The 26,455-nt window shown below is 70.5% G+C and carries 27 protein-coding genes; 5 read left to right on the top strand and 22 right to left on the bottom strand.

Going from position 1 to position 26,455, the window contains the following annotated elements; genetic code table 11:
- Window positions 1–40: 40 nt before the first annotated feature.
- The 6 genes from dnaG to recO all read right to left on the bottom strand — a co-directional run bounded on the left by dnaG (window position 41) and on the right by recO (window position 6,722).
- On the bottom strand, window positions 41–1,891 hold the full coding sequence (gene dnaG / locus BW982_RS01795; RefSeq protein ID WP_076490389.1) for a DNA primase: 1,851 nt from the start codon (window positions 1,889–1,891) through the stop codon (window positions 41–43).
- Window positions 1,891–3,225, bottom strand: coding sequence for a deoxyguanosinetriphosphate triphosphohydrolase (locus BW982_RS01790; protein ID WP_076490388.1), 1,335 nt, complete (start codon window positions 3,223–3,225; stop codon window positions 1,891–1,893). The genes dnaG and BW982_RS01790 overlap by 1 nt, the downstream gene beginning before the upstream one ends.
- Window positions 3,215–4,381, bottom strand: a complete 1,167-nt coding sequence (gene dusB, locus BW982_RS01785) for a tRNA dihydrouridine synthase DusB (protein WP_076490387.1) — start codon at window positions 4,379–4,381, stop codon at window positions 3,215–3,217. Before dusB ends, BW982_RS01790 begins: the two co-directional genes overlap by 11 nt.
- A 70-nt stretch (window positions 4,382–4,451) precedes the next feature.
- Window positions 4,452–5,144: a DsbA family oxidoreductase gene (locus BW982_RS01780; protein WP_076490386.1), complete on the bottom strand. Its 693-nt coding sequence runs from the start codon at window positions 5,142–5,144 to the stop codon at window positions 4,452–4,454.
- A gap of 46 nt (window positions 5,145–5,190) precedes the next feature.
- A complete protein-coding gene (locus BW982_RS01775; RefSeq protein WP_076490385.1) occupies window positions 5,191–5,997 on the bottom strand; it encodes an isoprenyl transferase in 807 nt (268 codons plus the stop codon).
- Complete coding sequence (recO, locus tag BW982_RS01770) at window positions 5,994–6,722, bottom strand: DNA repair protein RecO (RefSeq protein ID WP_076490384.1); 729 nt, start codon at window positions 6,720–6,722, stop codon at window positions 5,994–5,996. The genes BW982_RS01775 and recO overlap by 4 nt, the downstream gene beginning before the upstream one ends.
- 82 nt (window positions 6,723–6,804) lie before the next feature.
- On the opposite strand from recO, the gene BW982_RS01765 reads away from it, so the two are divergent.
- Window positions 6,805–7,500: a trimeric intracellular cation channel family protein gene (locus BW982_RS01765; RefSeq protein ID WP_139327299.1), complete on the top strand. Its 696-nt coding sequence runs from the start codon at window positions 6,805–6,807 to the stop codon at window positions 7,498–7,500.
- Between the two features lie 99 nt (window positions 7,501–7,599).
- Window positions 7,600–8,037, top strand: coding sequence for a hypothetical protein (locus tag BW982_RS01760; protein ID WP_076490382.1), 438 nt, complete (start codon window positions 7,600–7,602; stop codon window positions 8,035–8,037).
- 61 nt (window positions 8,038–8,098) lie between these two features.
- Here the strand turns inward: BW982_RS01760 and BW982_RS01755 are convergent, their stop codons facing one another.
- The 15 genes from BW982_RS01755 to lepA form a co-directional block, all read right to left on the bottom strand.
- A complete protein-coding gene (locus tag BW982_RS01755; protein WP_076490381.1) occupies window positions 8,099–8,887 on the bottom strand; it encodes a methyltransferase domain-containing protein in 789 nt (262 codons plus the stop codon).
- A gap of 10 nt (window positions 8,888–8,897) precedes the next feature.
- Window positions 8,898–10,658, bottom strand: coding sequence for a 2-isopropylmalate synthase (leuA, locus tag BW982_RS01750; RefSeq protein WP_076490380.1), 1,761 nt, complete (start codon window positions 10,656–10,658; stop codon window positions 8,898–8,900).
- Between the two features lie 150 nt (window positions 10,659–10,808).
- Window positions 10,809–11,396, bottom strand: coding sequence for a GNAT family N-acetyltransferase (locus BW982_RS01745; RefSeq protein ID WP_076490379.1), 588 nt, complete (start codon window positions 11,394–11,396; stop codon window positions 10,809–10,811).
- The gene (locus BW982_RS01740; protein WP_076490378.1) at window positions 11,393–12,340 is read right to left on the bottom strand and encodes a quinone oxidoreductase family protein; all 948 of its coding nucleotides are present in this window, start codon (window positions 12,338–12,340) and stop codon (window positions 11,393–11,395) included. Before BW982_RS01740 ends, BW982_RS01745 begins: the two co-directional genes overlap by 4 nt.
- Window positions 12,341–12,371: 31 nt before the next feature.
- On the bottom strand, window positions 12,372–13,265 hold the full coding sequence (gene era / locus BW982_RS01735; protein WP_076490377.1) for a GTPase Era: 894 nt from the start codon (window positions 13,263–13,265) through the stop codon (window positions 12,372–12,374).
- Entirely contained in the window at window positions 13,262–14,578 is a 1,317-nt protein-coding gene (locus BW982_RS01730; RefSeq protein WP_076490376.1) for a hemolysin family protein, read from the bottom strand. Before BW982_RS01730 ends, era begins: the two co-directional genes overlap by 4 nt.
- The gene (gene ybeY / locus BW982_RS01725) at window positions 14,575–15,042 is read right to left on the bottom strand and encodes an rRNA maturation RNase YbeY (RefSeq protein WP_076490375.1); all 468 of its coding nucleotides are present in this window, start codon (window positions 15,040–15,042) and stop codon (window positions 14,575–14,577) included. The genes BW982_RS01730 and ybeY overlap by 4 nt, the downstream gene beginning before the upstream one ends.
- A complete protein-coding gene (locus tag BW982_RS01720; protein WP_254845543.1) occupies window positions 15,039–16,070 on the bottom strand; it encodes a PhoH family protein in 1,032 nt (343 codons plus the stop codon). The genes ybeY and BW982_RS01720 overlap by 4 nt, the downstream gene beginning before the upstream one ends.
- Window positions 16,071–16,119: 49 nt before the next feature.
- The gene (locus BW982_RS01715; protein WP_076490373.1) at window positions 16,120–16,467 is read right to left on the bottom strand and encodes an HIT domain-containing protein; all 348 of its coding nucleotides are present in this window, start codon (window positions 16,465–16,467) and stop codon (window positions 16,120–16,122) included.
- Between the two features lie 51 nt (window positions 16,468–16,518).
- Complete coding sequence (locus BW982_RS01710) at window positions 16,519–17,253, bottom strand: 16S rRNA (uracil(1498)-N(3))-methyltransferase (protein WP_076490372.1); 735 nt, start codon at window positions 17,251–17,253, stop codon at window positions 16,519–16,521.
- A gap of 2 nt (window positions 17,254–17,255) precedes the next feature.
- On the bottom strand, window positions 17,256–18,380 hold the full coding sequence (gene dnaJ / locus BW982_RS01705) for a molecular chaperone DnaJ (RefSeq protein WP_076490371.1): 1,125 nt from the start codon (window positions 18,378–18,380) through the stop codon (window positions 17,256–17,258).
- Between the two features lie 53 nt (window positions 18,381–18,433).
- The gene (hrcA, locus tag BW982_RS01700) at window positions 18,434–19,468 is read right to left on the bottom strand and encodes a heat-inducible transcriptional repressor HrcA (RefSeq protein ID WP_076490370.1); all 1,035 of its coding nucleotides are present in this window, start codon (window positions 19,466–19,468) and stop codon (window positions 18,434–18,436) included.
- An 81-nt stretch (window positions 19,469–19,549) separates the two neighbouring features.
- Window positions 19,550–20,767: a radical SAM family heme chaperone HemW gene (hemW, locus tag BW982_RS01695; RefSeq protein ID WP_076490369.1), complete on the bottom strand. Its 1,218-nt coding sequence runs from the start codon at window positions 20,765–20,767 to the stop codon at window positions 19,550–19,552.
- Window positions 20,767–21,411: a DUF1990 domain-containing protein gene (locus BW982_RS01690; RefSeq protein WP_076490368.1), complete on the bottom strand. Its 645-nt coding sequence runs from the start codon at window positions 21,409–21,411 to the stop codon at window positions 20,767–20,769. Before BW982_RS01690 ends, hemW begins: the two co-directional genes overlap by 1 nt.
- A gap of 25 nt (window positions 21,412–21,436) precedes the next feature.
- Window positions 21,437–23,281 (bottom strand): translation elongation factor 4, encoded by a 1,845-nt coding sequence (gene lepA, locus BW982_RS01685; protein ID WP_076490367.1) that lies wholly within the window; start codon window positions 23,279–23,281, stop codon window positions 21,437–21,439.
- A gap of 79 nt (window positions 23,282–23,360) precedes the next feature.
- On the opposite strand from lepA, the gene BW982_RS01680 reads away from it, so the two are divergent.
- Window positions 23,361–24,083: an alpha/beta fold hydrolase gene (locus BW982_RS01680; protein WP_076490366.1), complete on the top strand. Its 723-nt coding sequence runs from the start codon at window positions 23,361–23,363 to the stop codon at window positions 24,081–24,083.
- 118 nt (window positions 24,084–24,201) lie between these two features.
- A complete protein-coding gene (rpsT, locus tag BW982_RS01675) occupies window positions 24,202–24,462 on the top strand; it encodes a 30S ribosomal protein S20 (RefSeq protein WP_076490365.1) in 261 nt (86 codons plus the stop codon).
- Between the two features lie 257 nt (window positions 24,463–24,719).
- On the opposite strand, the gene holA is transcribed toward rpsT, so the two are convergent.
- Window positions 24,720–25,757: a DNA polymerase III subunit delta gene (gene holA / locus BW982_RS01670; protein WP_076490364.1), complete on the bottom strand. Its 1,038-nt coding sequence runs from the start codon at window positions 25,755–25,757 to the stop codon at window positions 24,720–24,722.
- A gap of 264 nt (window positions 25,758–26,021) precedes the next feature.
- Here holA and BW982_RS01665 point away from each other — a divergent pair, with 264 nt between their 5' ends.
- Window positions 26,022–26,441, top strand: coding sequence for a hypothetical protein (locus BW982_RS01665; protein ID WP_175611008.1), 420 nt, complete (start codon window positions 26,022–26,024; stop codon window positions 26,439–26,441).
- The last annotated feature ends 14 nt before the right edge of the window (window positions 26,442–26,455 follow it).

Raw genomic sequence — 26,455 nt, 5'->3', positions numbered from 1 at the left:
CATCCTCCCTGACGGATCGTGCCGACGCCACCGCGACGCGTCAGGAAGCGGTCAAGCGCTGACGATCGGCATCCAGTTCGCGCAGCCGCAGCCGCAGCCGCCGGCCCTCCTCGGAGTCGGCGGGGACGCGCTGGATACCGCGCAGCAGTTCGTCTTTCTCCCGTTGCAGCTCACGGACGAGGAGGCCGCGCGCGAGGTCGTTCGCCGAGGCCACGGCACCTTCTTCGTTCCGCGCCGGGAACTCCGCCGTGAGCAGTTCGGCCGCGAGGGTGCGGAAGGGTTCGCGCACCGCCTCGACGGCGGCCACGGCCCAGCCGGGCTGGGACAGATCCGTGGATGCCAGTGTGCTCCGGACCGCCTCGAGGGCGGGGTGGCCGAACGGCGTCTGCAGGGCGCGGAGGAACAGGTCGGGTTCGATCCGGTGCCCGTACTGCAGGAACGCCATCATCGCACCGCGCTCGAGGGCGACGTCGCGGGTGTTCGGAAGCTGCGCCATCGTCACCGACACCGCGACCGGCGCCGGAGCCTCCGTCGCTCCCCCGCGCGTGGTCTCTCGTCTCTCGGCCCGATCGGCGCCGCGTGCGGCGCGCTCGACGGCGCCCTGCACCTCGGGGATGTCGAGTCCGAGGCGTCGGGCGAGGACACGCATGTAGCCGGGCCGCAGCGCGGGGTCGCGGATGTCCGCCACGATCGGTGCCGCGGCCCTCAGCGCACCCGCGCGCCCTTCGACGCTGGAGAGGTCGTAGTCCTTGAGGCGCTGGTCGATGACGAACTCGAACATCGGCGCTTTGGTGTCCATGAGCGCGCGTACCGCGCCGTCGCCGCGCTGCAGGCGCAGGTCGCACGGATCGAGGCCCTCGGGTGCGACGGCGACGTAAGTCTGCGCGGCGAACCGCTTCTCGTCGGCGAAGGCGCGCAGCGCCGCCTTCTGGCCGGCGGCATCCGGGTCGAAGGTGAACACGACCTCGCCGGAGGCGTTGTCGTCGCCCATCACGCGCCGGAGGACCGTGATGTGGTCGCTGCCGAAGGCGGTGCCGCACGACGCGATCGCGGTGGTGATCCCCGCGAGGTGGCAGGCCATGACGTCGGTGTACCCCTCGACCACGACGACCCGGTGTTCGCGCGAGATGTCGCGCTTGGCCAGGTCGAGCCCGTACAGCACCTGCGCCTTCTTGTAGATCGGCGTCTCGGGTGTGTTGAGGTACTTGGGTCCTTGATCGTCGTCGTACAGCTTGCGGGCGCCGAACCCGATCACCTGCCCGGTGACGTCGCGGATCGGCCAGACGACCCGACCGCGGAACCGGTCGTAGACCCCGCGCTGCCCCTGGGAGACCAGGCCCGCCTGCACGAGCTCGTCGCGCGAGAACTTCTGCCCGAGCAGGTGGTCCATGAGCGAGGACCACCCCTTCGGCGCGTAGCCGACGCCGAAGTGCGCGGCCGCGCCCGCGTCGAACCCGCGATCGCCGAGGAACCGGCGGGCGGTGTCGGCCTCGGGCGACATCAGCTGCGCCCGGAAATACTCCGCGGCCGCGGCGTTGGCCGCGTACAGACGCGAACGCCCCGTCGTCTCGGGGGCGGCTCCGCCGTCTTCGTAGTGGAGCGTGTAGCCGACACGAGCGGCCATGCGCTCGACGGCCTCGGTGAACGAGACATGGTCCATCGCGCGCAGGAACGAGTACACGTCCCCCGATTCGCCGCAGCCGAAGCAGTGGTAGTACCCGACCTGCGGGCGCACGTGGAAGCTGGGGCTGCGCTCGTCATGGAAGGGGCACAGGCCCTTCATCGACCCGACGCCGGCGGGCTTCAGCGCGACGCGGTCACCGACGACGTCGGCGATGTTGACCCGCGCCTTGACCTCGTCGATGTCGGCCTGCCGGATACGCCCCGCCATCAGGCATCCGCTCCCCGCGGCGGTCGGGCGCCCGGTGCCCAGACACCGAGCTCGGCGGCATCCACCTCGCCCACGAGACGGCCGTGCCAGGCGATCGCGAGCTGGTCGGTCAGGCTCGCCACCTGGTCGACGACGACACGGCGCCGCGCCGTGTCGTCCGGAGCGCTCTCGAAGTCGGGCAGGTGCAGCGTGTCGAGCGACCCCGGGTTCTCCCACAGGGCGGATGCCAGACGCTTGAGCACGCGTCGCTGCTCGCGGTACAGCGCCTTGCGGCCGTCGATCGAGACGACCGTGGCGCCGATGATGCCCTTGAGGACCGCCATCTCGGCCTCGACGACGCGCGGGACGACGACGTGCGCGCGGTAGCGCGTGAGATCGCTCGCCGGGTAGGCGTCACGGGTGGCCGTGGTGGCCGCGCGTGCGAAGCGACCGATCAGATCGGAGGTGAGGTTCTTCAGTCGCGCCAGCGCCGGGCGCGAGCCGTCGAACTCGCCGATCCACTCGGGTAGCCGCATGAGGCGGTAGAGGGCATCGGCGAGCTCGTCGCGCGAGAAGTCGTATCCGACCCACGTCTGGATCGCCGTGAGGAGGGACTCGTGGCCGGCCGGGGACGCCAGGGTGGCGGGGTCGATGTAGCGGTTGACGACGGCGTCCTCGAAGTCGTGCACCGAGTAGGCGATGTCGTCGGAGAGGTCCATGACCTCGGCCTCGATGCAGCGCACCCGGCCGGGGGCGCCGTCGCGCATCCAGTGGAACACCGGCTCGTCGTCGGGGTAGACGCCGAACTTCAACCGCCCACCCGGGTCAGGCAGGGGCGCGTCGGCCGTCCACGGGTATTTGCACGTGGCATCCAGGCTCGCCCGGGTGAGGTTCAGACCGAACGAGTGACCCTCGGGGCCGATCACCTTCGGCTCGAGACGCGTCAGGATGCGCAGCGTCTGCGCGTTGCCTTCGAAGCCCCCGATGTCCTCCGCCCACTCGTTGAGCGCACGCTCGCCGTTGTGGCCGAACGGCGGGTGGCCGAGGTCGTGGCTCAGACACGCGGTGTCGACGACGTCGGGTGAGAGCTCGAGCGCGGTCGCCAGTTCGCGGCCCACCTGCGCCACCTCGAGCGAGTGCGTCAGGCGATTGCGCGCGAAGTCCGCGGGGCTCGCGGGACTCAGCACCTGGGTCTTCGCCGCGAGACGGCGGAGTGCCGCCGAGTGCAGTACGCGGGCGCGGTCGCGGGCAAAATCGTCGCGCCGGGAGCGGTGCTGCTCTTCGAAGAACCGGGCGGCGTCGACGTCGTCGTACCCCGAGGGGCGGGCGACGCCCACCACCGACTCAGCCCCCACTGTGGTGGAGCTCCGCGTCCGCAAGAGCGCGACCGGCGGCGTCGCCGATCTCGCGGGAGTCGAGCCAGCCGTCGGGCAGGGCGGGACGCTTGGGAGTACCGGCGCGCCCGCGCTGGCCCTCGGCCGCTTCGCCGGGATACGGCGCCTCGAGATCCATCGTCGCCAGCAGTTCGTCGATCTCTTCCAGCGTCGACGCGGTCGCGAGGCTCGCGCGCAGCTCACCGCCGACCGGGTAGCCCTTGAAGTACCAGGCGACGTGCTTGCGGATGTCGCGGCATCCGCGCCCCTCGTCCTCGAAGAACTCGACCAGCAGCTCCGCGTGACGCCGGAACGCCTGCGCCACGAACCCGAGGGTCGCGTCGACGGGCTCGCCGGCGGCGGCGCCTGGCCGGCCGAGCGCGCGGGCGAGATCGCCGAACAGCCAGGGGCGCCCGAGGCAGCCGCGACCGACGACGACGCCGTCGCAGCCGGTCTCCTCCATCATCCGGACGGCGTCGGCGGCCGACCAGATGTCGCCGTTGCCGAGCACCGGGACGCTCGTCACCGTCTCTTTGAGCTTCGTGATCGCGCTCCAGTCGGCGTGCCCTGAGTAGAACTCGGATGCCGTGCGCGCGTGCAGCGCGATGGATGCGACGCCCGCGCCCTCGGCGATGCGTCCCGCCTCGAGATAGGTGAGGTGGTCGGTGTCGATGCCTTTGCGCATCTTGATCGTGAGGGGAAGGTCGCCGGCCGCTCGCACGGCCCGCTCGACGATCTCGCGGAAGAAAGTGGTCTTCCAGGGAAGCGCCGCGCCCCCGCCGCGTCGGGTGACCTTCGGCACGGGGCACCCGAAGTTCAAATCGATGTGATCGGCGTGGTCTTCCTCGACGATCAGGCGCACCGCTGCCTCGACGGTCGCGGGATCGACGCCGTACAACTGGATCGAGCGCGGCGTCTCGGACTCGTGGTGCCGGATGAGACGCATCGTGGTGTCGTTGCGCTCGACGAGCGCGCGCGTCGTGATCATCTCGCTGACGTACAGCCCGGCGCCGTACTCGCGGCACAGTCGCCGGAACGCCGTGTTGGTGATTCCGGCCATGGGCGCGAGCACGACCGGGGCGTCGAGTTCGAGGGGGCCGATGCGGAGCGTCCGCGCCGGGGCCAATGCCGTGGTCATCGTTCCATTCTCCCAGACCCCGCACCCCCGCGGTGCCGCGGGGGGCGCGGGACGGCCTGGGGAGGAGGGGTCACGCCTGCGCGGTCTCCGGCTCGTTCGCGGCTGCACGACGCTCGCCCCACACCTGGCGGGCGATCTGCGTGAAGGCCTCGACCGGCTGGGCCCCGCTGACGCCGTACTTGCCGTCGATGACGAAGAACGGGACGCCGCTGATGCCGTACGCCTGGGCCTGCGCCTGGTCAGCCCGCACCGCGTCGCGGAAGCGGCCCGAGGCCAGCGCCTCCCGTGCCCGCTCGGCATCCAGGCCGATCTCCGCCGCCAGCTCGACGAGGTCGTCGTCGCGCCCCACGTGCTTGCCCTCGAGGAAGTACGCCGCCATCAGGCGCTCGGAGAGCTCGAGCTGTCGCCCCTGCTCCTTGGCGAAGTGCAGCAGCTCGTGCGCCTTCACCGTGTTCGTGTGCTGGAGGATGTCGAAGCGGTACTCGAGGCCCGCGTCCGCGGCCACCCCGGTGACGCGGTCGAGCATCTCCCGCGCCTGAGCGGGCGAGATGCCCTTGTGCTGGGAGAGGTAGTCCACCTCGCCGCCGACGAAGTCGGCGGGGGTGTCGGGCGAGAGCTCGAACGAGTGGTACTCGATCTCGACGACCGGTGCGTCGTCGTCACCGGCGGTGGCGGCGAGGCCGTTCTCGAGATTGCGCTTCCCGATGTAGCACCAGGGGCAGGCGATGTCGCTCCACACGTCGATCTTGATGGCATCCGTCATGTCGTGTGCAACCTTTCGGGTGAGGGGCTTATTCCGAAAACGGCATTCACGTCGCGCTCGGGGTGTCGACGGCCCCGCCGAAGCGTCGATCCCGGGAGACGTAGCGACCGATCGCGTCCCACAGGTGGGCGCGACGGAAGTCCGGCCAGAGCGTGTCGAGGAACACCATCTCGGCGTACGCGGACTCCCACAGGAGGAAGTTCGACGTCCGCTGCTCCCCGCTCGAGCGGACGAACAGATCGACGTCGGGCATATCGGGCAGATACAGGTTCTTCGCGATCATCTTCTCGGTGATCGCCGAGGGCTTCACCTTGCCGGCGGCGACGTCCTCGCCGATGCGCCGCATGGCATCCACGATCTCCAGACGACCGCCGTAGTTGACGCACATCGTCAGGGTCAGTCCGTCGTTGCCCGCGGTGAGGCGCTCCGCGGCCTGCAGCTCGTTGATGACCGAGCCCCACAGGCGCGGCCGTCGCCCCGCCCAGCGCACGCGCACGTTCCATTCGTTCAGCTGGTCGCGGCGGCGCTGCAGCACCTCGCGGTTGAATCCCATGAGGAAGCGGACCTCGTCGGGCGACCGCGTCCAGTTCTCGGTGGAGAATGCGTACAGCGACAGGTGCTTCACCCCGGCCTGGATCGCTCCCGCGACGATGTCGAGGATGGTCGCCTCGCCCGCCCGGTGGCCCTCGATCCGCGGAAGGCCCCGGCGGTTCGCCCAGCGGCCGTTGCCGTCCATGACGATCGCGATGTGCGCCGGAACCGATCCCTTCGGGAAGGTCGGCGGATACTCCCCGGTCCAATCGAGCGGCCGGTAGGGCTCGGCGTTGCGGTGCGTGAACGGCTTCGGGGTCATCGACTCGATTCCAGGTGCGAGAGGGAACGGATGCCGCGCTCCAGGTGGAACTGGGCGTAGGTGGCGACGAGTCCGGAGGCGGCGGCGGTGGTGCGACCCGGGGCCGCGTCCACGACGTCCCACTCCCCCGCGATGAGCGCGCGCAGCAGGTCGACGGTGTCGCGCGCGACCCGGGGCGAGCCCGCGGGGGCGCACGCCGAGCACACGACGCCCCCGAGTTGGGCGAGGAAGTAGTCGTGCTCCCCGACCGTGCCGCAGCGCGCGCACTCCCCGAGTCCCGGGGCCCAGCCCGACAGCGCCATGGCGCGCAGGAGGTAGGAGTCCAGCACGCTCCGGGCCGCGTGATCACCCCGGGCGAGGGAGCGGAGCCCCCCGACCAGCAGGAGGTACTGCTGGGGCGTGGCCTCGGCCTCGTTCAGCCGATCCGCTGTCTCGACCATCGCGCTGGCCGTCGTGTACCGGTCGTAGTGCTGCGCGATGTCGGCCCCGTAGGCGCCGAGCGACTCGGCCTGCTGCACGATGTCGAGGTTGCGGCCCTGGTACAGCTGCACGTCCGCCACCATGAACGGTTCCAGCCGCGAACCGAAGCGGGAAGAGGTGCGGCGCACGCCCTTCGCCACGGCACGGATCTTGCCGTGACGACGACTGAGGAGGGTGACGATGCGGTCCGCCTCCCCCAGCTTGTGGGTACGCAGGACCACGACTTCGTCGCGGTAGGTGGGCACAGTCCATTATCCGCCCGGCACGCCGGGAGTCGGCGGTGCGCCGCGCGCGTTCCCGCGCCTGCGGGACGGGACAATGGATGCCGTGAACCCGCCCGTCTTCATCATCCCGCTGTGGGCCGACCTCACCGCCGTCGCCCTCGGAGGTGTGCAGGGCGCGCTCTTCGCCTCCGGGTTCCAGGGCCAGCGCCGCCTCGATCTCCTCGGCGTCGCGATCATCGGCATCCTGCTCGGCATGGGCGGTGGTCTCATCCGCGACCTGCTCCTAGGACTCACCCCGGCGACTCTGCAGAACAACTGGTACCTCCTCACAGCCACGGTCGCCTCGCTCGTCGGGATGCTGCTGTCGGGGATCTTCCAACGCCTCAACCGCGCGATCGTCCTGCTCGACGCGGTCGTGATCGGGCTGTTCGGCGCCTTCGGCACGTCGAAGGCCCTCGCGCTCGGACTCCCCGCCGTCCCGGCGGTGTTCGTCGGCGTCGTGGCGGCGGCGGGCGGCAGCGTGCTGCGCGACGTGCTCATGGGACTCCCCGTCGCGATCATGCACGTCGGGTCCCTGTACGCCGTTGCGGCCGGAGGAGGGTGCGCCGTGCTCGCCACGGCGGCGGCGTTCGGCGTGCCGCTCCCCGTCGCGGCCGTCATCGGCGTCGTCGTGACGACCGTCATCCGCGTGCTCGCCGTGCTCTTCGACCTGTCGCTCCCCGAGCAGCGCAAGCTCTACCGCCGCAAGGTGGCGGTCGAGACCACCGGCATCCCGATCATCCGCGTCGACGACGTCTGATTCGCGTGGCGTGGCCTCGTCGCGCCTGCTGCGGGCGGCGGGCTAAGGTCAGGTGCCATGTCGGGTGACGGTGGTGAGGTGGCTCCAGGGGCGGCGGAGGTGTCAGCCAGGCGGTGGTGGTCGACCGGCTATGCCGTTCGGCTCGGTCTCGCGATCGTGCTCGCCAGCACGGTCATCGGTGGCATCGTCGGTCCCGCGGACCTCGTGATCAACCGACTCGAGGCTGACGGGATGCTCTGGTATCCGGACTGGATGTACTGGCAGGCGGCCTGGATGAACATCATTGTGGGGATCGTGATCGCCGGTTCAGCCTCCTTCGGCGCGGTGTTGTTGTCGCGTCGGCCCACGAGACGCCGAGACATCGCGCGACGACTGTGCGTCGGACCGCTCATCGCTGGCACCGCACTCGTGATCCTCGGTCTCCTGTGGGGAGCAGTCGGCTTGCCACGAATCCTCATAGAGACGGCCTTCGCGTGCGCCATCTTCGTCGGCGTAGGGGCGCTCTTCCGCGTTCTCACCCCCGTACCCGACGCCTGAGGGGTCGGTATCCGTCACTTCGCATGCCCTCCGCGACGGATCTCGACCCCTCACACCTGGGTTACGCGCGCGCGAGGATCTCGCCGTGCGGGAGGAGGATCCACCCGTCGGGGTGGGCGGCCCACTCGAGCCACGCGGCGGAGATGCGCTCGAGCGTCGCCTCGTCGGCGAGACCGAGACGGCGGGCGTGGCCGGCGAACGCGGATGCCACGACCCGGTCGGCCCACATGCCGCCCCACCACGCGCGTTTCTCCGGCGTGTCGAACACCCACACGCTCGCACTCGCCTCGATACGGGTGAAACCCGCCTCGCGCGCCCACGCCTTGAGCGCGCGGCCCGCGTCGGGCTCCCCGGACGATCCGCGATGCACGCCGTGGTAGATCTCGAGCCACTCGTCCAGAGCGGGCACCCGTGGATGCCAGATCACCCCGCCGTAGTCCACGTCACGCGCCGCGACCAGGCCGTCCGGGCCGGCCACTCGCCGGAACTCGCGGAGCGCGTCGACCGGGCGCGCCAGGTGCTGCAGGGTCTGGTGGGCGTGGACGATGTCGAACGAGGCGTCCGGGGCGTCGAGGGCGTACGCGTCGCCGACGCGGAACTCGACGTTGGTCCGCTCGCCGATCGCGGCGCGGGCGACCTCGACGACATCGGGGGCGGCATCCATCCCGACGACCTGCCCCGGAAAGACCCGGTCGGCGAGGTCGACGGTGATGGTGCCGGGGCCGGCGCCTACGTCCAGGACGCGGGCACCGGCGAACAGCGAGGACACCAGGTAGGCCGCCGAATCGGCGACGGTCCGTGCCGCGTGGGAACGCAGCACGCTCTCGTGGTGTCCGTGGGTGTAGGCCACGGCCGTGGTCTCAGACGCCGGCGAGGGCGCCGGAGCGCTGACGCGTGCGGATCGCGCGGTTCACGCCCGAGACGATCGCCTTGAGCGACGCCGTCGAGATGTCGTTGTCGATGCCGACGCCCCACAGGCGCTGGTCGTCGACCTGCAGCTCGATGTACGCCGCCGCCTGCGCGTCGCCGCCGGAGCTGAGCGCGTGCTCCACGTAGTCGTACAGCGTGACGTCGAAGCCCTGCGCACGCACGATCTCGAGGAACGCCGCGACCGGGCCGTTGCCGACCGCCGAAGCCGGGTGCGTCGACTCGCCGTCGCGCAGCGTCACCTCGAGGGAGACGTCGCCCGACATGTCGCTCGACGAGCGCGTCGACAGCAGCTCGAAGCGGCCCCAACGCTGGTCGTCCTCGGTCGTGGGCAGGTACTCGTCGGTGAAGATGTCCCAGATCTGGCCGCTGGACACCTCGCCGCCCTCGGCATCGGTGCGGGCCTGGACGACACCGGAGAACTCGATCTGCAGCTTCCGCGGCAGGTCGAGCGCGTGGTCGGCCTTCAGCAGGTAGGCGACGCCTCCCTTGCCGGACTGCGAGTTCACGCGGATCACGGCCTCGTAGGACCGCCCCAGATCCTTCGGATCGATCGGCAGGTACGGAACAGCCCATTCGATGTCGTCGATGCTCTTGCCTTCGGAGGCCGCGCGGGCCTCCATCGCCTCGAAGCCCTTCTTGATGGCATCCTGATGCGAACCGCTGAACGCGGTGAAGACCAGGTCGCCGGCCCACGGGCTGCGCTCGGGGACAGGCAGCTGGTTGCAGTACTCGACGGTGCGCTTGACCTGGTCGATGTCGCTGAAGTCGATCTGCGGATCGATGCCCTGCGTCAGCAGGTTGACGCCCAGGGCGACGAGGTCGACGTTGCCGGTGCGCTCACCGTTGCCGAAGAGGCATCCCTCGATCCGGTCGGCTCCGGCCATGTACCCGAGCTCGGCCGCGGCGACCGCGGTGCCGCGGTCGTTGTGCGGGTGCAGCGACAGGATGACGTTCTCGCGGTGGTTCAGGTTCCGCGACATCCATTCGATGGAGTCGGCGTAGACGTTCGGCGTGGCCATCTCGACCGTGGCGGGCAGGTTCAGGATGACCTTGCGCTCGGGCGTCGGCTGGAAGACCTCCAGCACCTCGTTGCAGATCCGCAGCGCGAACTCCAGCTCGGTGCCCGTGTAGCTCTCGGGCGAGTACTCGTAGAAGACCTGCGTCTCGGGGATCGTGGCCTCGTACTTCTTGCACAGACGCGCACCCTCGAGGGCGATGTCGACGACGCCCTGCTGGTCGGTGCGGAACACGACCTCGCGCTGCAGCACCGACGTGGAGTTGTACAGGTGGACGATGGCCTGCTTCGCTCCGGCGATGGACTCGTAGGTGCGGGCGATCAGGTGCTCACGGGCCTGGGTCAGCACCTGGATCGTGACGTCATCGGGGATGAGGTCTTCCTCGATCAGCTGACGGACGAAGTCGAAGTCGGTCTGGCTGGCGCTCGGGAACCCGACCTCGATCTCCTTGTAGCCCATCTTCACGAGCAGGTCGAACATGACCCGCTTGCGTTCGGGGCTCATCGGGTCGATGAGGGCCTGGTTTCCGTCGCGCAGGTCGACGGCGCACCAGCGGGGTGCGGTCTCGATGCGCTTGCTCGGCCACGTGCGGTCGGGCAGGTCGACGCGGATCTGCTCGTGGAACGGACGGTACTTGTGGACCGGAGCGGACGTGGGCAGCTGAGTGTTCTTCATGAGGGGGTCGCTTCTCTTGTCTGTCTGAAGGGGCCGACGACGAGCTCCGCGACGAGGAAGGCCCTTAGAACGAGGACTCGTCGCGGCAGCTAAGAAGAAGCAGGCCACCGAAGCGCATTCTGCGATCGTAGCACCCGCGCGCGGCGCTCCTCACGCGCGTACCGTCCACTCGCGGGAGAGCAGCGCGTAATCCAGCTCGTCGCTCCAGCGACCCTTGAACCATTCGTTCTCGACGAGGTGCGCCTCGCGCCGCATGCCGAGGCGTTCCGCAAGGGCGATCGAGCGGGTGTTCTCGGCGTCGATGCGCGCGACGAGCCGCCGCAGCCCGTAGACCGTGAAGGCCGTGTCCACCAGCGCCCGCACGGCTTCGGTGGCGAGCCCCCGACCGGAGGCCGCGGGGCTCACGACCCAGCCGACCTCCGCCGTCCCCGAGTCCGCGTCGAGATGGAACAGCACGAGGTCGCCGACCACGGCCCGGTCGTCGCGCCGCTCGATGGCGAGGACCACTCCCCCGTTCTCGCCCGCCAGGCTCGTGCCGCCGAAGAGGCGGCCGATGCGCTGCCGGATGTCCTCACCGCTCTGGGGATCGAACGGGAGGAAGCGACAGACCTCGGGGTCGCCGCGGTAGGTGACCATGGCATCCACGTCGGTGTCGACGATCGGTCTCAGCCGCACACGCTCGCGGACGACCTCGAGACGCGCGGGCGCCGGCGGCAGCACGAACGGCGACCCGGTCACGGCAGCAGCGCGACCTTGCCGCCCGGATGTCCCTGCATCACGAACCGCACGGCCTCGCGGGCGTCGGCCAGCGCGAAGGTGCGGGCGACCGGAACTTCGAGATCCCCGGATGCCGCGAGCTCGAGCACGTGCGCACGGGCGATGTCGCGGAAGCGGGCGCTCTCGGGTCGGGCGCCGGCGATCCACAGGATGCCGTCGGACTCGGCGCGCTGCGGCGCGACGATCGTGACGATGCGGTCGCGTTCGGCCACGAGCGCAAGCGACACGTCGATGGCCTCGTCGGTGCCGACGGCGTCCCACGCGGCGGCGACGGGTTCGCCCGCGGCAGCCTCGACCACCCGCGCCTGGAGTCCCTCGCCGTACGCGACGGGGATGCCACCGAACCGGCGCACGCGCTCCGCGGATTCCTCGGCGTCGGGACCGACCGTGCCGATCACCCGGATGCCGAGCACCCGCGCCTGCTGCAGAAGGCTCACGCCCACGGCCCCCGAGGCGGCGTGCAGCAGCACGGTCTCGCCCGCGGTCGCGCGGGTGACCTGAATCATCTCGGCCGCAGTCGTGCCGGCGAGGAGCAGGTTCGTGGCCTCGGCGTGCGAGAGCGTCGCGGGCTTGGCGAACACGTCGCGCGCGGGGACGGTGAGTTCCGTCCCGTACGCGCCCTGGACGCGGAAGGCCACGACCTCGTCGCCGATCCGCAGCGGGCCCGATCCCCCGATCGCATCGGGGCCGATCGCCGCGATCTCACCGGACAGCTCGTACCCGATGGCGACGGGGAACTCGGCACCGGGTCGCGCGGACGCGACGCGCTTGGCATCCGCGGGGTTGATCCCGGCCGCGCGGACGCGGATGGTGACCTCGCCCGGCCCGGGTGCCGGGACGTCGACGTCGTCGAACGTCCAGTCCTCGACCGGACCGGCCTCGTGCGCCCGCCACTGCTTCGCCATGATCGTCGTCCTCTCGTCGCGGGCGTCCGGGTCAGAACCCGAGGCGGCCGAGCTGCTTGGGGTCGCGCTGCCACTCCTTGGCCACGCGCACGTGCAGGGACAGGTATACCCGAGTGCCCACGAGCGGCTCGATGCCCTTGCGCGCGCGGGCGCCCACACCGGCCAGACGGGATCCCTTGTGGCCGATGATGATCGCCTTCTGGCTGTCGCGCTCGACCACGATGTTCGCGAAGACGTCGGTGAGATCGCTGCCCTCACGCGGCGCCACATCCTCGATGGTGACCGCGATGGAGTGCGGGAGCTCGTCGCGCACGCCGTCGAGGGCCGCCTCGCGGATGATCTCGGCGATCCGGTCCTCGAGCGACTCGTCGGTGACCACGTCGTCCGGGTACAGCGCCGGACCCTCGGGCATCAGCGCCAGCAGCTCGTCGCTCAGCACGTCGAGCTGATCCCGCGTCACGGCGGACAGCGGGATGACCGCTGCCCAGTCCTCGCGCAGCGCATCGACCTCGATGAGGCGCTCCGTGATCTGCTCGCGGGTCGCGGCATCCGTCTTCGTCACCAGGGCGACCTTCTTCGCCCGCGGATAGCCGGACAGCGATTCCGCGATGCGACGGTCGCCGGGGCCCACCTTCTCGGTGGCGGGCGCGCAGAAGGCGATGACGTCGACGTCGCCCAGCACCTGCTCGACGAGGTCGTTGAGGCGCTGCCCGAGGAGGGTGCGCGGGCGATGGATGCCAGGGGTGTCCACGACCACGAGCTGACCGCCGGGGCGGTTGACGATGCCGCGGATCGCGCGACGCGTGGTCTGCGGCTTGTCGCTCGTGATCGCGACCTTCTCGCCCACCAGCGCGTTCGTGAGGGTCGACTTGCCCACGTTGGGGCGACCCACGAAGGTCACGAAGCCGGATCGGGTGGCGCTCATCTGTCGTTCCTCTCGCGAGCGGAGCCCGCGGGCGCCGTCTCGTCGTCATCATCGTCGTCGTTCTCGGCCCGCTCGACGATCACCGTCGCGATGCCGCGATTGCGTCCCCGGGACGCGCCGCCGGTCATCACCAGGCCGGAGTGCTCGGCGGTGGCTCCGGGCTGCGGAATCCGCCCGAGCGCCTTGCCCAGCAGTCCGCCGATGGAATCCACGTCCTCGTCGTCGAGCTCGAGACCGAACAGGTCGCCGACCTCGTCGAGCCCCAGACGCGCGCTCACCCGGTAGCGGCCGTCGTCCAACGGCACGACCTCCGTCGACGGAGCGTCGTACTCGTCGGAGATCTCGCCCACCAGTTCCTCGATGAGGTCTTCCAGCGTCACGAGCCCGGAGACACCGCCGTACTCGTCGACGGCGAGGCACACGTGCACGGCATCCTTCTTCATCTGCTGCAGAAGGGTCTCGGCCTTCATGGTCTCGGGGACGAACACGGCCGGGCGCGCGATGCGGCGGATCGGCGCATCGCGCCAGCCCGCCTCGTCACGGAACCCGAACTGCACGAGGTCTTTGAGGTACAACATGCCCACGATGTCGTCGGCCTCGTCGTCGGCGAGGGGCACCCGCGAGACGCCCTTGTCGAGGAACAGCGCGAGGGCCTCACGGGTCGTGGCCGCGGCATCCACCGTGACCATGTCGGTACGCGGCACCATGACCTCGCGCACATAACGGTCGGTGAAGTCGAACACCGAGTGGATCAGCTCGCGATCGTCCTCTTCGATGAGCTCGTTCTCGGCGGCCTCGTCGATGATGCTGAGGAGCTGTTCCTCGGACGCGAACGAGGTCGAGCGGGCGACGCCCGGGGTGATCCGGTCGCCGACCGCGACCAGCCCGTGCGCCAGCGGCCCCAGCAGGATGCGCATGCCGCGGATGATCGGGGCCCCGCCGCGCAGCAGACCGGTCGCGTGCTGACGCCCCACCGCTCGGGGGCTCGCGCCCACCGCGACGAAGGAGATGCCGGTCATCAGCACGGCCGCCGCGATCAACGCGAGCCAGATGTTGTCGAACAGGAGCATGAAGGCGGCCGCGACGAGGACGGCCGCGGTGGTCTCGGCGAGCACGCGGATGAACACCACCGCCGTGACGTGGGCGCTCGGGTCGTCGGCGATGCGCTGGAGAGAGCGTGCGTTGCGCCCGCTCGCGCCGAGCTCGGTCAGATCGGCGCGAGAGGTCACCCCCAGCGCCGCCTCGGACGCCGCCATGAAGCCGCCGAAGGCGACGAGGAGGAGGGCGGCGACGAGGAGGAGGGCTGCGGTCATGCGCGGCGGCGGCGCTCGACGGCCTGGAAACCGGTGATGAGCTCGCGCTGCAGGCCGAACATCTCGCGCTCCTCGTCGGGTTCGGCGTGGTCGAAGCCGAGGAGGTGCAGGAGGCCGTGGGTGGTGAGGAGGATGAGCTCGTCCTGCGTGGAGTGCTTCGCCGCGACGGCCTGCGTCTCGGCCACCGCCGGGCAGAGCACGATGTCGCCCAGCAGACCGGCCGGCGTCGGGGCGTCCTCGGTTCCGGGGCGCAGCTCGTCCATCGGGAAGCTCAGCACGTCGGTCGGACCGGGCTCGTCCATCCACTGCACGTGGAGCGACTCCATCGCGCCCTCGTCGACGAGCACGATGGCGACATCGGCGTCGGGGCTCACGTGGAGCTCGGCGAGGTTGTACTCCATCAGACGCAGCAGCACCTGCTCGTCGACGTCGTGGCCGGATTCGTTGTTGATCTCGATCGTCATGAAGAGCGGTTTCGTCTCGGGAGGTGATCGCGCGGACCCGCGGGGCGGGCCGCGCCGCGGCGTTCGGCACGGCCAGCGAATTCGGATGCCTCGTCGCGTTCGCGGCGGGCCACGAGACGCTTCTCGTCGTATTCGCTGTACGCATCGACGATACGGCCCACGAGCGTGTGGCGCACGACGTCGGCGCTGGTGAGGTAGGAGAAGTGGATGTCGTCGATGTCGCCGAGCACGCGCGTGACCAGCCGGAGACCCGACGCCCCCTGCGGCAGGTCGATCTGCGTGATGTCGCCGGTGACGACCATGCGCGTGCCGAACCCGAGGCGGGTGAGGAACATCTTCATCTGCTCGGGCGTGGTGTTCTGCGCCTCGTCGAGGACGACGAACGAATCGTTCAGCGTGCGCCCGCGCATGTAGGCCAGCGGCGCGACCTCGATGGTGCCCGTGGCCATGAGCTTCGGCACGATGTCAGGGTCCATCATCTCGTTGAGCGCGTCGTACAGCGGCCGCAGATAGGGGTCGATCTTGTCGGTCAGGCTTCCGGGGAGGAACCCGAGACGCTCCCCCGCTTCGACGGCCGGGCGCGTCAGAATGATGCGGCTGACTTCTTTGCGCTGCAGGGCCTGGACGGCCTTCGCCATCGCGAGATAGGTCTTGCCGGTACCGGCGGGTCCGATGCCGAACACGATCGTGTTCTCTTCGATCGCGTCGACGTAGGCCTTCTGGCCCAGGGTCTTCGGACGGATGACCTTGCCGCGGGACGACAGAATCGCCTCGCCGAGGACCTCGGACGGGCGCGGGCCGCCGTCGGAGCGCAGCATACGGCTCGAGCTCGAGACGTCGGACGGGTCGAGCCCCTGGCCGCGGCGGGTCATGGTGAGCAGTTCCTCGACCAGGCCCTTGGCGGCCGTCACCGCCGCGGCTGCCCCGGAAAGGGTGATCTCGTTGCCGCGCACGTGCACGTCGACCTCGGGGTGCTCCTTCTCGACGACCCGCAGCAGTCGGTCCTGCGGGCCGAGGAGTTGGACCATGGCGACGCCGTCGGCGTACAGACGCTCGACGACGGGTTCTTCGGGGGAATCAGCCACCCGTGCTCTTTTCGTTCAGTCCGCCCGCGAGAACGTGGGCGTGTACATGGAAGACCGTCTGGCCGGCACCGGCGCCGGTGTTGAAGACGAGTCGGAAGTCGCCGTCGGCGTGTTCTGCCGCGACGGAGTTCGCCAATCCCACGATCTCGGTCAGCAGGTCGGGGTCGCCGGCGGCCAGCTCGACGACGTCGCGGTACTGCTCGGTCTTGGGTATCACGAGCAGGTGAACCGGCGCCTGCGGCGCGATGTCGCGGATCGCGAAGGCGTTCTCGGTCTCAGCGACGATCTCGGCGGGGATCTCGCCCTGGAGGATGCGCGTGAAGATCGACGGCTCGGTCATGGCATCCAGTCTATCGACGGGGTCCGACAGGGGGCCGGGCGCGATCGTCCGCTACCAGCGGCCGGTCGACGCCGAGAGCACGGAGATCGCCGCCGCCCCCGCGGTCGACGTGCGCAGGACCGTGTCGCCGAGGCGCACCAGGCGCGCGCCGGCCGTGCGCAGGGCGTCGAGCTCCTCGGGCGCGATCCCTCCTTCGGGCCCGACCACGAGCACGACGTCGCGATCGTCGAGCGGATCGGATGCCACGGCGGTCAGCCTCTCGACCGCGGACGGCTCCAGCACGAAGACGTTCGCCGCGCCCGCTCGCGCGACCAGATCCGCCAGGCGCGCGACGCCCTCGACCTCGGGGACCCACGCGCGGTGCGCCTGCTTCGCGGCCTCGCGCACGATCGTGCGCCAACGGGCGAGACCCCTCTCGGCCTTGGCATCCCACCGCGACACGCTCCGCGCGGCCTGCCAGGGCACGATCGCGTCGACGCCCAGCTCGGTGGCCGCCTGCACCGCGAGCTCATCGCGGTCGCCCTTCGCGAGCGCCTGGACGAGCACGATGCGGGGGGACGGTGCGGGGATCTCGGCGCGACCGGTGACCCGCACGTCCACCTGCTTGGGCGCCGCGGCCGTGACCACACCGTCGAGCCACACCCCGCGGCCGTCGCCCAGCGTCACCGGCTCGTCGACGCGGACGCGGCGCACCGCGGCGGCGTGGTGCGCCTCGGGTCCGGTCAGCACGACCACGTCGCCGACACCGGCGCCCGACGCGTCGTCGGTGACGAAATGCAGCGCCACGATCAGTGCCGGAAGCGGTCGCGGAACTTCGAGAACAGGCCCTGCTGGTGCTCGGCCAGGCGAGGCGCCGGAGCCTTCGTCCGCTGGGCGAACTCCTCGATGAGGGCGCGCTCCTTGTGATCCAGACGCGTCGGGGTCACGACGTGCACGCCGACTTTCAGGTCACCCCGCTGGCTGCCGCGCAGCGGGGTGATGCCGCGGCCCTTGATCGTGAGCACATCGCCGGACTGCACGCCCGCCCGCACCTCGAGGTCGACGCTGCCGTCGAGCGACTCGATCGTCGTGGTGGTGCCGAGGATGGCATCCGGCATCGACACCTCGAGGGTGGCGAGCAGGTCGTCGCCCTCGCGGCTGAACGCGTCGTGCGTCTCGACCGTGATCTCCAGGTACAGGTCGCCGTTGGGTCCGCCCGCGGGACCGACCTCGCCCGAGCCGGGGAGCTGCAGGCGCAGGCCCGTCTCGACACCGGCGGGGATGTCCACCGACACCGTGCGGCGCGCGCGCACACGGCCCTGACCCTGGCACGTCCCGCAGGGGTACGGGATGGTCGTGCCGTGTCCCTGGCAGACGCTGCAGGGCTGGCTGGTCACGACGTTGCCGAGGAGGCTGCGGACCGTGCGCTGCACGTGGCCCGAGCCGTGGCAGATGTCGCAGGTGACCTCGCTCGTCCCCGGTTGCGTGCACGCGCCCTGACAGGTCTCGCAGAGCACCGCGGTGTCGACCTCGAGGTCGCGGTGGACGCCGAAGACGACGTCGCCCAGCTGCAGCGTGACGCGGACGAGGGCGTCCTGGCCGCGCTCCCGGCGCGACCGGGGGCGCGGACCGCGGCCGCCGCCGCCGCCCTGGGTTCCGCCGAAGAACGTCTCGAAGATGTCGCTGAAGCCGCCGAAGCCGGCCGCTCCGCCGCCGCCGAACGGGTTCTGGTCGCCGCCCATGTCGTATCGGCGGCGCTGCTCGGGGTCGCTCAGCACGTCGTAGGCGTGGGTGACGAGCTTGAACCGCTCGGACGCGTCGGCGCCCGGGTTGACGTCGGGGTGCAGTTGACGGGCCAGGCGCCGGTACGCCTTCTTGATGTCTTCGGGGCTCGCGTCGCGTTCGACGCCGAGGACCTCGTAGTGGTCAGCCACAGTCGCCTTCCTGCCCGCTCATGCGGGGTCGATCCGTTTCGGTGCGGTGCCCGTCAACGAGCGGTCTCGTCGTCTTCGAGCATCCGGGTCAGGTAGTGCGCGACGGCACGGACCGCCGCGAGATTGGAGGAGTAGTCCATCCGCGTGGGACCGAGGAGCCCCACGCGCGCGCCGCCGGCGGAACCGTCGTACCGACTGGCGAGGACGGATGCCTCCACCAGACCGAACGGTTCGTTCTCACGGCCGATGCTGGCCGAGAGTCCCTGCTCGTCGGCGACCATCTCGGTCATCAGCCGCAACAGGGTGACCTGCTCCTCGATGGCTTCGAGGAGCGGGTAGATGCTCCCCCGGAAGTCGGATTCGCGTTTGGCGAGGGTCGCCGCGCCGGCCATGACCAGACGGTCCTGGCGGAACTCCTCGAGCTCCTCCCCGACGACGCGCAGCACCGCATCGGCGATCGCGTCGAGCGCGTTGCCGGTGCGCGGTGCCTCGGCTGTGGCGACCGACTGCGCGCAGTCGGCGACGCTCCGGCCCACCAGCAGCGCACCCACGCGGGCGCGCAACTGTACGATGTCGCTCTCGGTCGGCTCGACCGGCACGAACGCGATGCGCTGTGACACACGACCGGTGTCGGTGACGAGGATGACGAGCACCCGGGGGCCGCCGAGGGCGACGAGCTCGACGTGCGAGAGGTTGGCGCGGGCGAACGAGGGGTACTGGACGATCGCGACCTGGCCGGTCAGCTGCGTCAGCGCCCGGACTGTGCGCGAGAGCAGATCGTCGAGGTCGCCCGCCTCATCGAGGAAAGAGGTGATGGCGCTGCGCTGCGCCGTCGACAGCGGCCGCAGCTCGGCGAGGTGGTCGACGAAGACGCGGTAGCCCTTGTCGGTGGGCACGCGGCCCGACGACGTGTGCGGCGCGACGATGAGGTCCTCGTCCTCGAGCAGGGCCATGTCGTTGCGGATCGTCGCCGCCGAGACGCCGAAGGCGTGCCGTTCGACGATCGCCTTGCTTCCGACGGGCTCGCGCGTGTCGACGTAGTCCTGGACGATCGCGCGGAGCACCTGCAGGCCGCGTTCTGACACCATGGCCGGCTCCCTCCTTCTGGCACTCCGGACACCTGAGTGCCAATTCTAGGGCACCTGTCCGCCGCCGAGTCGGAAGCGCGCTCAGGCGGTGAGAGCCCGCACGACGGCGTCGGCGAGCAGCCGTCCGCGACGTGTCAGGACGATGCGTCCGCGCACCGCGTCGGCGCCCTCGATGAGACCGTCGGCGATGAGGGATGCCACGGCCTTCCGGCCCTCGCCGAGCAGCTCGGACACCGGCAGCCCCTCGCGGATGCGGCTGCGCAGCAGCACGGACTCGAGGCGCCGGGCGGTCTCGTCGGGCCGCTCGCGCGCCGCCGCCGGGGACTCCCCCGCCGCCAGTCGCTGGGCGTAGGCCGCGGGATGCTTGACGTTCCACCAGCGGAGCCCGGCGACGTGGCTGTGCGCCCCGGGGCCGAAGCCCCACCAGTCCGTTCCCCGCCAGTAGGCGAGGTTGTGACGCGAGCGATGGGCAGGGTCGGTCGCCCAGTTCGACACCTCGTACCAGTCGTATCCGGCGCCGGCGAGCAGGTCGTCGGCGAGCTCGTACATGTCGGCCTGGAGGTCGTCGTCCGGCATCTGCACCGCGCCCGAACGGATCTGCCGGGCGAGCTTCGTGCCGTCCTCGACGATCAGGGCGTACGCCGAGACGTGATCGGGCCGCAGCCCCGCGGCCGTCTCGAGAGACGCGCGCCAGTCGTCGAGCGACTCCCCCGGCGCACCGTAGATGAGATCGAGCGAGACGTCGAGCCCGGCGCGGCGAGCGGATGCCACCGCGGTCGCGACGTTGCGCGGGTCGTGCGTGCGATCGAGCACCGCCAGGACGTGCGGCTGCGCTGACTGCATGCCGATCGACAGTCGCGTCACGCCGGCGGCCGCCAACGTCTCGGCGACGCGGTCGTCGACCGTGTCGGGATTCGCCTCGACCGTGACCTCGGCCCTGTCGGCGATCCCGAACTCGTCCCGGACCGATCCGAGCATGCGTGCGAGGTCGCCCGGTGGCAGCAGGGTGGGGGTCCCGCCTCCGAAGAACACGGTGGATGCCGCGCGCCGCCCGCCCGTGGCATCCATCACCCCTCCCGCCAGACGCACTTCCGCGGTGAGCGTGTCGGCGAAGTCCTCCTGCCGCGCCCCCCGCAGCTCGCTCGAGGTGTAGGTGTTGAAGTCGCAGTAGCCGCACCGGACACGGCAGAACGGCACGTGCAGGTAGACGCCGAAATCCGCGGCGGGATCGATCGACAGATCGTCGGGCAGGCGTCCGTCGACGGGGGCCGGATCGCCGAGCGGGAGCGGTCCGCCCATCAGGACGTGTACAGCGGCGAGATCGCTCGCAGGTACCGCTGGAACAGCGCGCGACGGCGACGCCGGACGAGACCGAGGAACACGCGGTAGGACGGCGCCGTGGGGCGGTCGAAAGCCCGCACCACGAACCACACCTCGTCGTTGTCGCGCCACTCGACCGAGAACAGCTCCTCGCCGCTGACGATCGAGTGTCCGACGGTGCCGAGGATGTAGCCCACCCGCCGCGGCTCCTCGAACACCCAGATCACGCGCAGATGGGCGTCGGCCCGGTGCCCGTCGACCTTGCCGTGGACGCGGACGCTGGTGCCGGGGCGGACGAAGGGCGTGCCGTCGGCCGCGAACCGCTGCTCGGATTCGAGGCGACTGGGGGCGACCGGAGCACCGTCGGCATCGAAAGCCACTCCCGAGTAGCCGCCGTCGGTCGCCGGGCGCACGTCGCTGATGCTCAGCTCCTCGGACCGCAGCGGCGCCCAGGACAGCAACAGGTCACCCGCGGCGGTGAACCGCTCCTCGCCGCTGCCGATGCGCCACGCCTCTTCCGCGGGCACCGAGTGCTCGGGCGGATACTGCATGAGGTCGTGCGCCTGGGTGGCGCCAACCGCCGCATAGTCGACCGTGTCGTCGGTGAAATTCTGCCTGCGCATGATCCACCCCTCTCGGTTGTGAGCGCTACTTCTTGGTCTCGACGTCGCCGGACAGGGCGGCGATGAACGCCTCCTGCGGAACCTCGACGCGACCCACCATCTTCATGCGCTTCTTGCCTTCCTTCTGCTTCTCGAGCAGCTTGCGCTTCCGGGTGATGTCACCGCCGTAGCACTTGGCCAGAACGTCTTTCCGGATCGCGCGGATGGTCTCTCGCGCGATGATGCGCGCGCCGATCGCCGCCTGGATGGGCACCTCGAACTGCTGGCGCGGGATGAGTTTGCGCAGCCGCTCGGCCATCAGCGTCCCGTACGCGTAGGCCTTCTCGCGGTGGACGATCGAGCTGAAGGCATCCACCTTCTCGCCCTGCAGCAGGATGTCGACCTTCACCAGGTCGGCGGTCTGCTGCCCGGCCGGTTCGTAGTCGAGGCTCGCGTAGCCCTGCGTGCGGGACTTCAGGTGGTCGAAGAAATCGAAGACGATCTCGCCGAGCGGCATGTTGTAGCGGAGCTCGACGCGGTCTTCGCTGAGGTAGTCCATGCCGAGGAGCGTGCCGCGGCGCGACTGGCACAGCTCCATGACCGTGCCCACGTAGTCCTTCGGCAACAGGATGCCGACCTTCACGATGGGCTCGGACACCGAGGCGACGCGCCCATCGGGGTATTCGCTCGGGTTGGTGACCGAGATGACCTCGCCGGTGTCGGTGGTGACCTCGTACGTCACCGACGGGGCGGTCGTGATGAGGTCGAGACCGAACTCGCGCGACAGGCGCTCGGTGATGATCTCGAGGTGGAGCAGGCCCAGGAACCCGCAGCGGAAGCCGAAGCCCAGCGCGACCGAGGTCTCGGGCTCGTACTGCAGCGAGGCATCCGAGAGCTTCAGCTTGTCGAGGGCCTCGCGCAGCTCCGCGTAGTCGCTGCCGTCGATCGGATAGATGCCCGAGAAGACCATGGGCTTCGGGTCGGTGTACCCGGCGAGGGCCTCGGTGGCGGGCTTGCGGTGGTTGGTGATCGTGTCGCCGACCTTCGACTGCCGCACGTCTTTCACGCCGGTGATGAGGTACCCGACCTCGCCCACGCCCAGACCCTTCGTGGGTACGGGCTCGGGGCTGGAGACGCCGATCTCGAGCAGCTCGTGCGTCGCGGTGGTCGACATCATCTGGATGCGCTCGCGCGGCGACAGCGCGCCGTCGACCATGCGGACGTAGGTCACGACACCGCGGTACGCGTCGTACACGGAGTCGAAGATCATGGCGCGCGCGGGGGCGTCGGCCTTTCCGACCGGGGCCGGGATCTTCTCGACGATGAGGTCGAGCAGGTCTTCGACGCCCATGCCGGTCTTGCCGCTCACCCGCAGCACGTCTTCGGGTTTTCCGCCGATGAGTCCGGCGAGTTCGGCCGCGTACTTCTCGGGGTCGGCGGCCGGAAGGTCGATCTTGTTCAGCACCGGGATGATCGTCAGATCGTTCTCGAGCGCGAGGTAGAGGTTCGCGAGCGTCTGAGCCTCGATGCCCTGCGCGGCGTCGACGAGGAGGATCGCGCCCTCGCACGCGGCGAGCGAGCGGCTGACCTCGTACGTGAAGTCGACGTGACCGGGCGTGTCGATCATGTTCAGGGCGAACGTCTCGCCGTCGACGGCCCACGGCATACGCACGGCCTGCGACTTGATCGTGATGCCGCGCTCGCGCTCGATGTCCATGCGGTCGAGGTACTGCGCGCGCATGTCGCGGTCGGCGACGACGCCGGTGATCTGCAGCATGCGGTCGGCCAACGTCGACTTGCCGTGGTCGATGTGGGCGATGATGCAGAAATTGCGGATCTGCGCCGGCGGGGTGGCGGACGGCTCGAGGGGCTTCAGGGCGCGCGGTGACATGTTCCGTCGATTCTACGGGCGGGAGCGGACATCCCCGTCCCCGAGCCGGTGCACAGGCGCCGTTCGTAGGCTGGATGCCATGACGGTCCAGGTCGTGCTCGTGCACGGCATCCGCACGTCCGCGACCATGTGGCGGGCGCAGGTCGTGCACCTGCGGGAGCGGGGGAATCCCGTCACCGCGGTGGATCTGCCGGGGCACGGCACTCGCCGCGGCGAGGACTTCACGCTGGATGAGGCGTTCGCGACGATCGATCGGGCGGTTCGTGATGCCGCGACCCGCGGCCCCGTGCTGCTCGTGGGGCACTCGATGGGTGGGCTGCTGTCCATCGAGTACGTCGGCCGCGAGGATCCGCCGCCGGTCGCGGCGTTCATCGCCGCATCCTGCACCTCCGTTCCCCGCGGGGTCGGCCTCGCGGCGTACCGGTTCCTCGCCCGGCGGTTCGACGGTCTGCCGGACCGGGGGCTGGGGCTGACCAACATCGTGCTCGACCGCACCCTCCCGCCCGAGACGCGGGAGGACTTCGGCGCGGGCGGTTACGCCTTCGACGCGCAGGACACCGCGCTCGCGTCGTTGTCGGTGCTCGACCTGTTGGCGGCGCTGCGCCGGATCGACGTGCCGATGTGGTTCGTCAACGGCCAGTGGGATCAGCTGCGGGTGAACGAGAAGCTGTTCACCTCGGTCGCGCGCGACGCGGAGCTGATCGTGGTGCCGCGCACGACGCATCTCGTGACGGCCATGCGGCCCCGCGTGTTCAACGCGCTGCTGGACGTGGCGCTCACCACGGTGGAAGCCACGACCTGATAGACTCGGTCCTTGGCTTGCGTGTGGGGTTTTTCCCGACCTCCACGACCGCCGGTGCAGCGCCCCTCTACCGCTCGCCCGGCACTTCCAACACTCACTCAAACGAAAGACCGTCGACGTGGCGAACATCAAGTCGCAGATCAAGCGCAACAAGACCAACGAGAAGGCGCGCGAGCGCAACAAGGCCGTCAAGAGCGAGCTGAAGACGCACGTGCGTCGCACGCGCGAGGCCGTCCTCGCCGGTGACAAGGAAGCCGCCGAGAAGGCGCTCGTCCTCGCCGGCAAGAAGCTCGACAAGGCCGTGAGCAAGGGTGTCATCCACCAGAACCAGGCCGCGAACCGCAAGTCGGCCATCGCGAAGCAGGTCGCCGCTCTCTGAGCCGCCTCTCTTCGACAGCCCGTCCCGCCTCGCGGGGCGGGCTTCGTCGTTTTCGGGGGGATGGCGAGGCCGCGGGCCGTGTCGGCGGCTGGGCGGAGCGGTGAGGGGAGGAGATTCGGTGAGCGGAGGATGCGGGAGGTTGATCGCGTCCTCCCCCGGCCGAATCTCCTCCCGTCGCGGCAGTCACACTCCGAGCGTCATGTCCGCGACCGGGCTCTCCGTGCGCGGCAGCGCCGCGGCGAGCCGTCTGCAGCGGATCAGCGGCCGTACGGCTGGCGGGTGGCGATGATCGTGATCATGCGCTCGAGGGCGAACACCGCATCGCGGGAGGCGCCCTTGACCTCGGCGTCGGCGCGCGCGGTGGCGTGGATCGCCATGCCCAGCGTCGAGGCGCTCCAGCCGACCAGGTCGCGGCGCGCGCGGTCGACCTGCCAGTCCTTCATGCCGAGGCGCTGCGCCAGCGCCGACGACGACTCGCGGTTGCCGGCGACCCGCGCCATGGTGCGGAGCTTCATGGCGACGGCGGCGACGAGCGGCACGGGGTCGGCTCCGGATGCCAGGGCATGCCGCAGCGCGAGGAGGGCCTGTCCGTAGTGCCCGGCGATCGCCGTGTCGGCCACCGTGAACGCGGAGGTCTCGACGCGGCCGCCGTAGTAGCGCTCGACGGTGCGCTCGTCGATGTCGCCGGGGACGTCGGCGATGAGCTGCTGGCACGCGGCCGCGAGTTCGGTGAGGTCGTCGGCGAACGCCGAGACCAGCGACCGCAGGGCCACGGGGGCGATCCTCTTCTGCGCCGCCTTGAACTCGCCGACCGCGAAGTCGAAGCGGTCGGAGTCGCGCTTGATCGCGGGGCACGCGATCTCGATGCCGCTCCCCTGGCCCGCGCGGATGGCATCCAGCAGCTTCTTGCCGCGTACGCTCGCGCCGGTGTGCCGGAGGACGACCGTCGCCCCGTCTTGCGGGTGCGCGAGGTACGCGAGCGCCTCGGTGAGGAACGTGTCGGAGCACTTCTCGACGCCGCCGACGCGCACCAGGCGCGGTTCGCCGAACAGGGAGGGCGAGGTGACGGCGAGCAGGGTTCCCGCGGTGTAGTCGTCGGCGCGGACGTCGGTGACCTCGAGGCTCGGGTCTTCGCTCTTGAGGAACTCGCGGACCCCCGCGATCGCGCGCTCCGCGCAGACCTCTTCGGGGCCTGACACCAGCACGATCGGCGCGGGCTGCGGCGTCCGCCAGCCGATCTGCGGGATGGCCGACTTCGCCTTCGCGGGGGCGGAGCGTCGGGGTGCCGGGGTCACTCCCCCAGCCTACCGACCGGGTCGGACACGGATGCCGGGGACCCCCGCCGCACGCGGGTGCCGGTTTGAGGGAGGGCGGTCCTCCGTGCCAGGCTGTTCGGGTCTTTACGGCGACGAGGAGGGCGAGTTCTCATGCACGCATCGCACCGGTCGAGGGGACTCCCCGCCCGCCGCTCCGCCGTGGGCGGTGTGTGCGTGCTTCTGCTCTCGCTCGGTCTGAGCGTCTCCGCGTGTGCCGCGCCCCGCTCGGACGAGGGGGCGCCCGTGGCCTCCGCCCCCGCGGCGCCCTCCTCCCCGGAGCCGACGCCGGTCCCGAGCGCCCCCGCCGGCGCGGATCGCGTCGAGACGTTCTGCGCGGCGAACGCCGCGGCGAGCGCGGCGGTACAGGGAACCGTGGCGGAGGACATCGTCGCCCGCCAGGCGCAGGCGAACGCTGCGAGAGCGCTTCTCCCGATCGAGGGGGCGTCGCCGGAGGTCGCTGCGGGTGCCGAGACGTTCGTCGCCGCGGCGGAAGAGACCGTCTCGATCCTCGCCGACTTCCCCGCGGACGCGCTCGTCGCCGATATCGGGACGGACCCTCGGATCCTGCAGTCGCAGGCCGTCACCGCCGTTGCCACCGATCCGGACTACCAGGCCTTTCTCCTGTGGACCATGGACGCGTGCGGGTCGCTCCCCTCGGAGTGACGGATGGCCCGGGC

Origin of the sequence: Microbacterium sp. RURRCA19A (assembly GCF_900156455.1) — a bacterium.
Classification (GTDB): Bacteria; Actinomycetota; Actinomycetes; order Actinomycetales; family Microbacteriaceae; genus Microbacterium.
Note: the sequence above shows the minus strand (reverse complement) of the source record. Positions and strands in the feature narration are given on the sequence as shown.

What these genes read in the sequence shown, in the direction of transcription:
- BW982_RS01715 (WP_076490373.1), bottom strand. Translation starts at nt 16,467, where the DNA reads ATGACCGAGCCGTCGATCTTCACGCGCATCCTCCAGGGCGAGATCCCC.
- dusB (WP_076490387.1), bottom strand. Translation starts at nt 4,381, where the DNA reads ATGACCACGGCATTGGCCCCGGCGCGGACGCTCCGCATCGGCCCCCTC.
- BW982_RS01775 (WP_076490385.1), bottom strand. Translation starts at nt 5,997, where the DNA reads ATGACCCCGAAGCCGTTCACGCACCGCAACGCCGAGCCCTACCGGCCG.
- era (WP_076490377.1), bottom strand. Translation starts at nt 13,265, where the DNA reads ATGAGCGCCACCCGATCCGGCTTCGTGACCTTCGTGGGTCGCCCCAAC.
- dnaG (WP_076490389.1), bottom strand. Translation starts at nt 1,891, where the DNA reads ATGGCGGGGCGTATCCGGCAGGCCGACATCGACGAGGTCAAGGCGCGG.
- BW982_RS01780 (WP_076490386.1), bottom strand. Translation starts at nt 5,144, where the DNA reads ATGACGGATGCCATCAAGATCGACGTGTGGAGCGACATCGCCTGCCCC.
- ybeY (WP_076490375.1), bottom strand. Translation starts at nt 15,042, where the DNA reads ATGACGATCGAGATCAACAACGAATCCGGCCACGACGTCGACGAGCAG.
- leuA (WP_076490380.1), bottom strand. Translation starts at nt 10,658, where the DNA reads ATGAAGAACACTCAGCTGCCCACGTCCGCTCCGGTCCACAAGTACCGT.
- hemW (WP_076490369.1), bottom strand. Translation starts at nt 20,767, where the DNA reads ATGGGCGGACCGCTCCCGCTCGGCGATCCGGCCCCCGTCGACGGACGC.
- BW982_RS01730 (WP_076490376.1), bottom strand. Translation starts at nt 14,578, where the DNA reads ATGACCGCAGCCCTCCTCCTCGTCGCCGCCCTCCTCCTCGTCGCCTTC.
- lepA (WP_076490367.1), bottom strand. Translation starts at nt 23,281, where the DNA reads ATGTCACCGCGCGCCCTGAAGCCCCTCGAGCCGTCCGCCACCCCGCCG.
- hrcA (WP_076490370.1), bottom strand. Translation starts at nt 19,468, where the DNA reads ATGGTGTCAGAACGCGGCCTGCAGGTGCTCCGCGCGATCGTCCAGGAC.
- BW982_RS01680 (WP_076490366.1), top strand. Translation starts at nt 23,361, where the DNA reads ATGACGGTCCAGGTCGTGCTCGTGCACGGCATCCGCACGTCCGCGACC.
- BW982_RS01720 (WP_254845543.1), bottom strand. Translation starts at nt 16,070, where the DNA reads ATGGTCCAACTCCTCGGCCCGCAGGACCGACTGCTGCGGGTCGTCGAG.
- BW982_RS01740 (WP_076490378.1), bottom strand. Translation starts at nt 12,340, where the DNA reads ATGGCGAAGCAGTGGCGGGCGCACGAGGCCGGTCCGGTCGAGGACTGG.
- BW982_RS01690 (WP_076490368.1), bottom strand. Translation starts at nt 21,411, where the DNA reads ATGCGCAGGCAGAATTTCACCGACGACACGGTCGACTATGCGGCGGTT.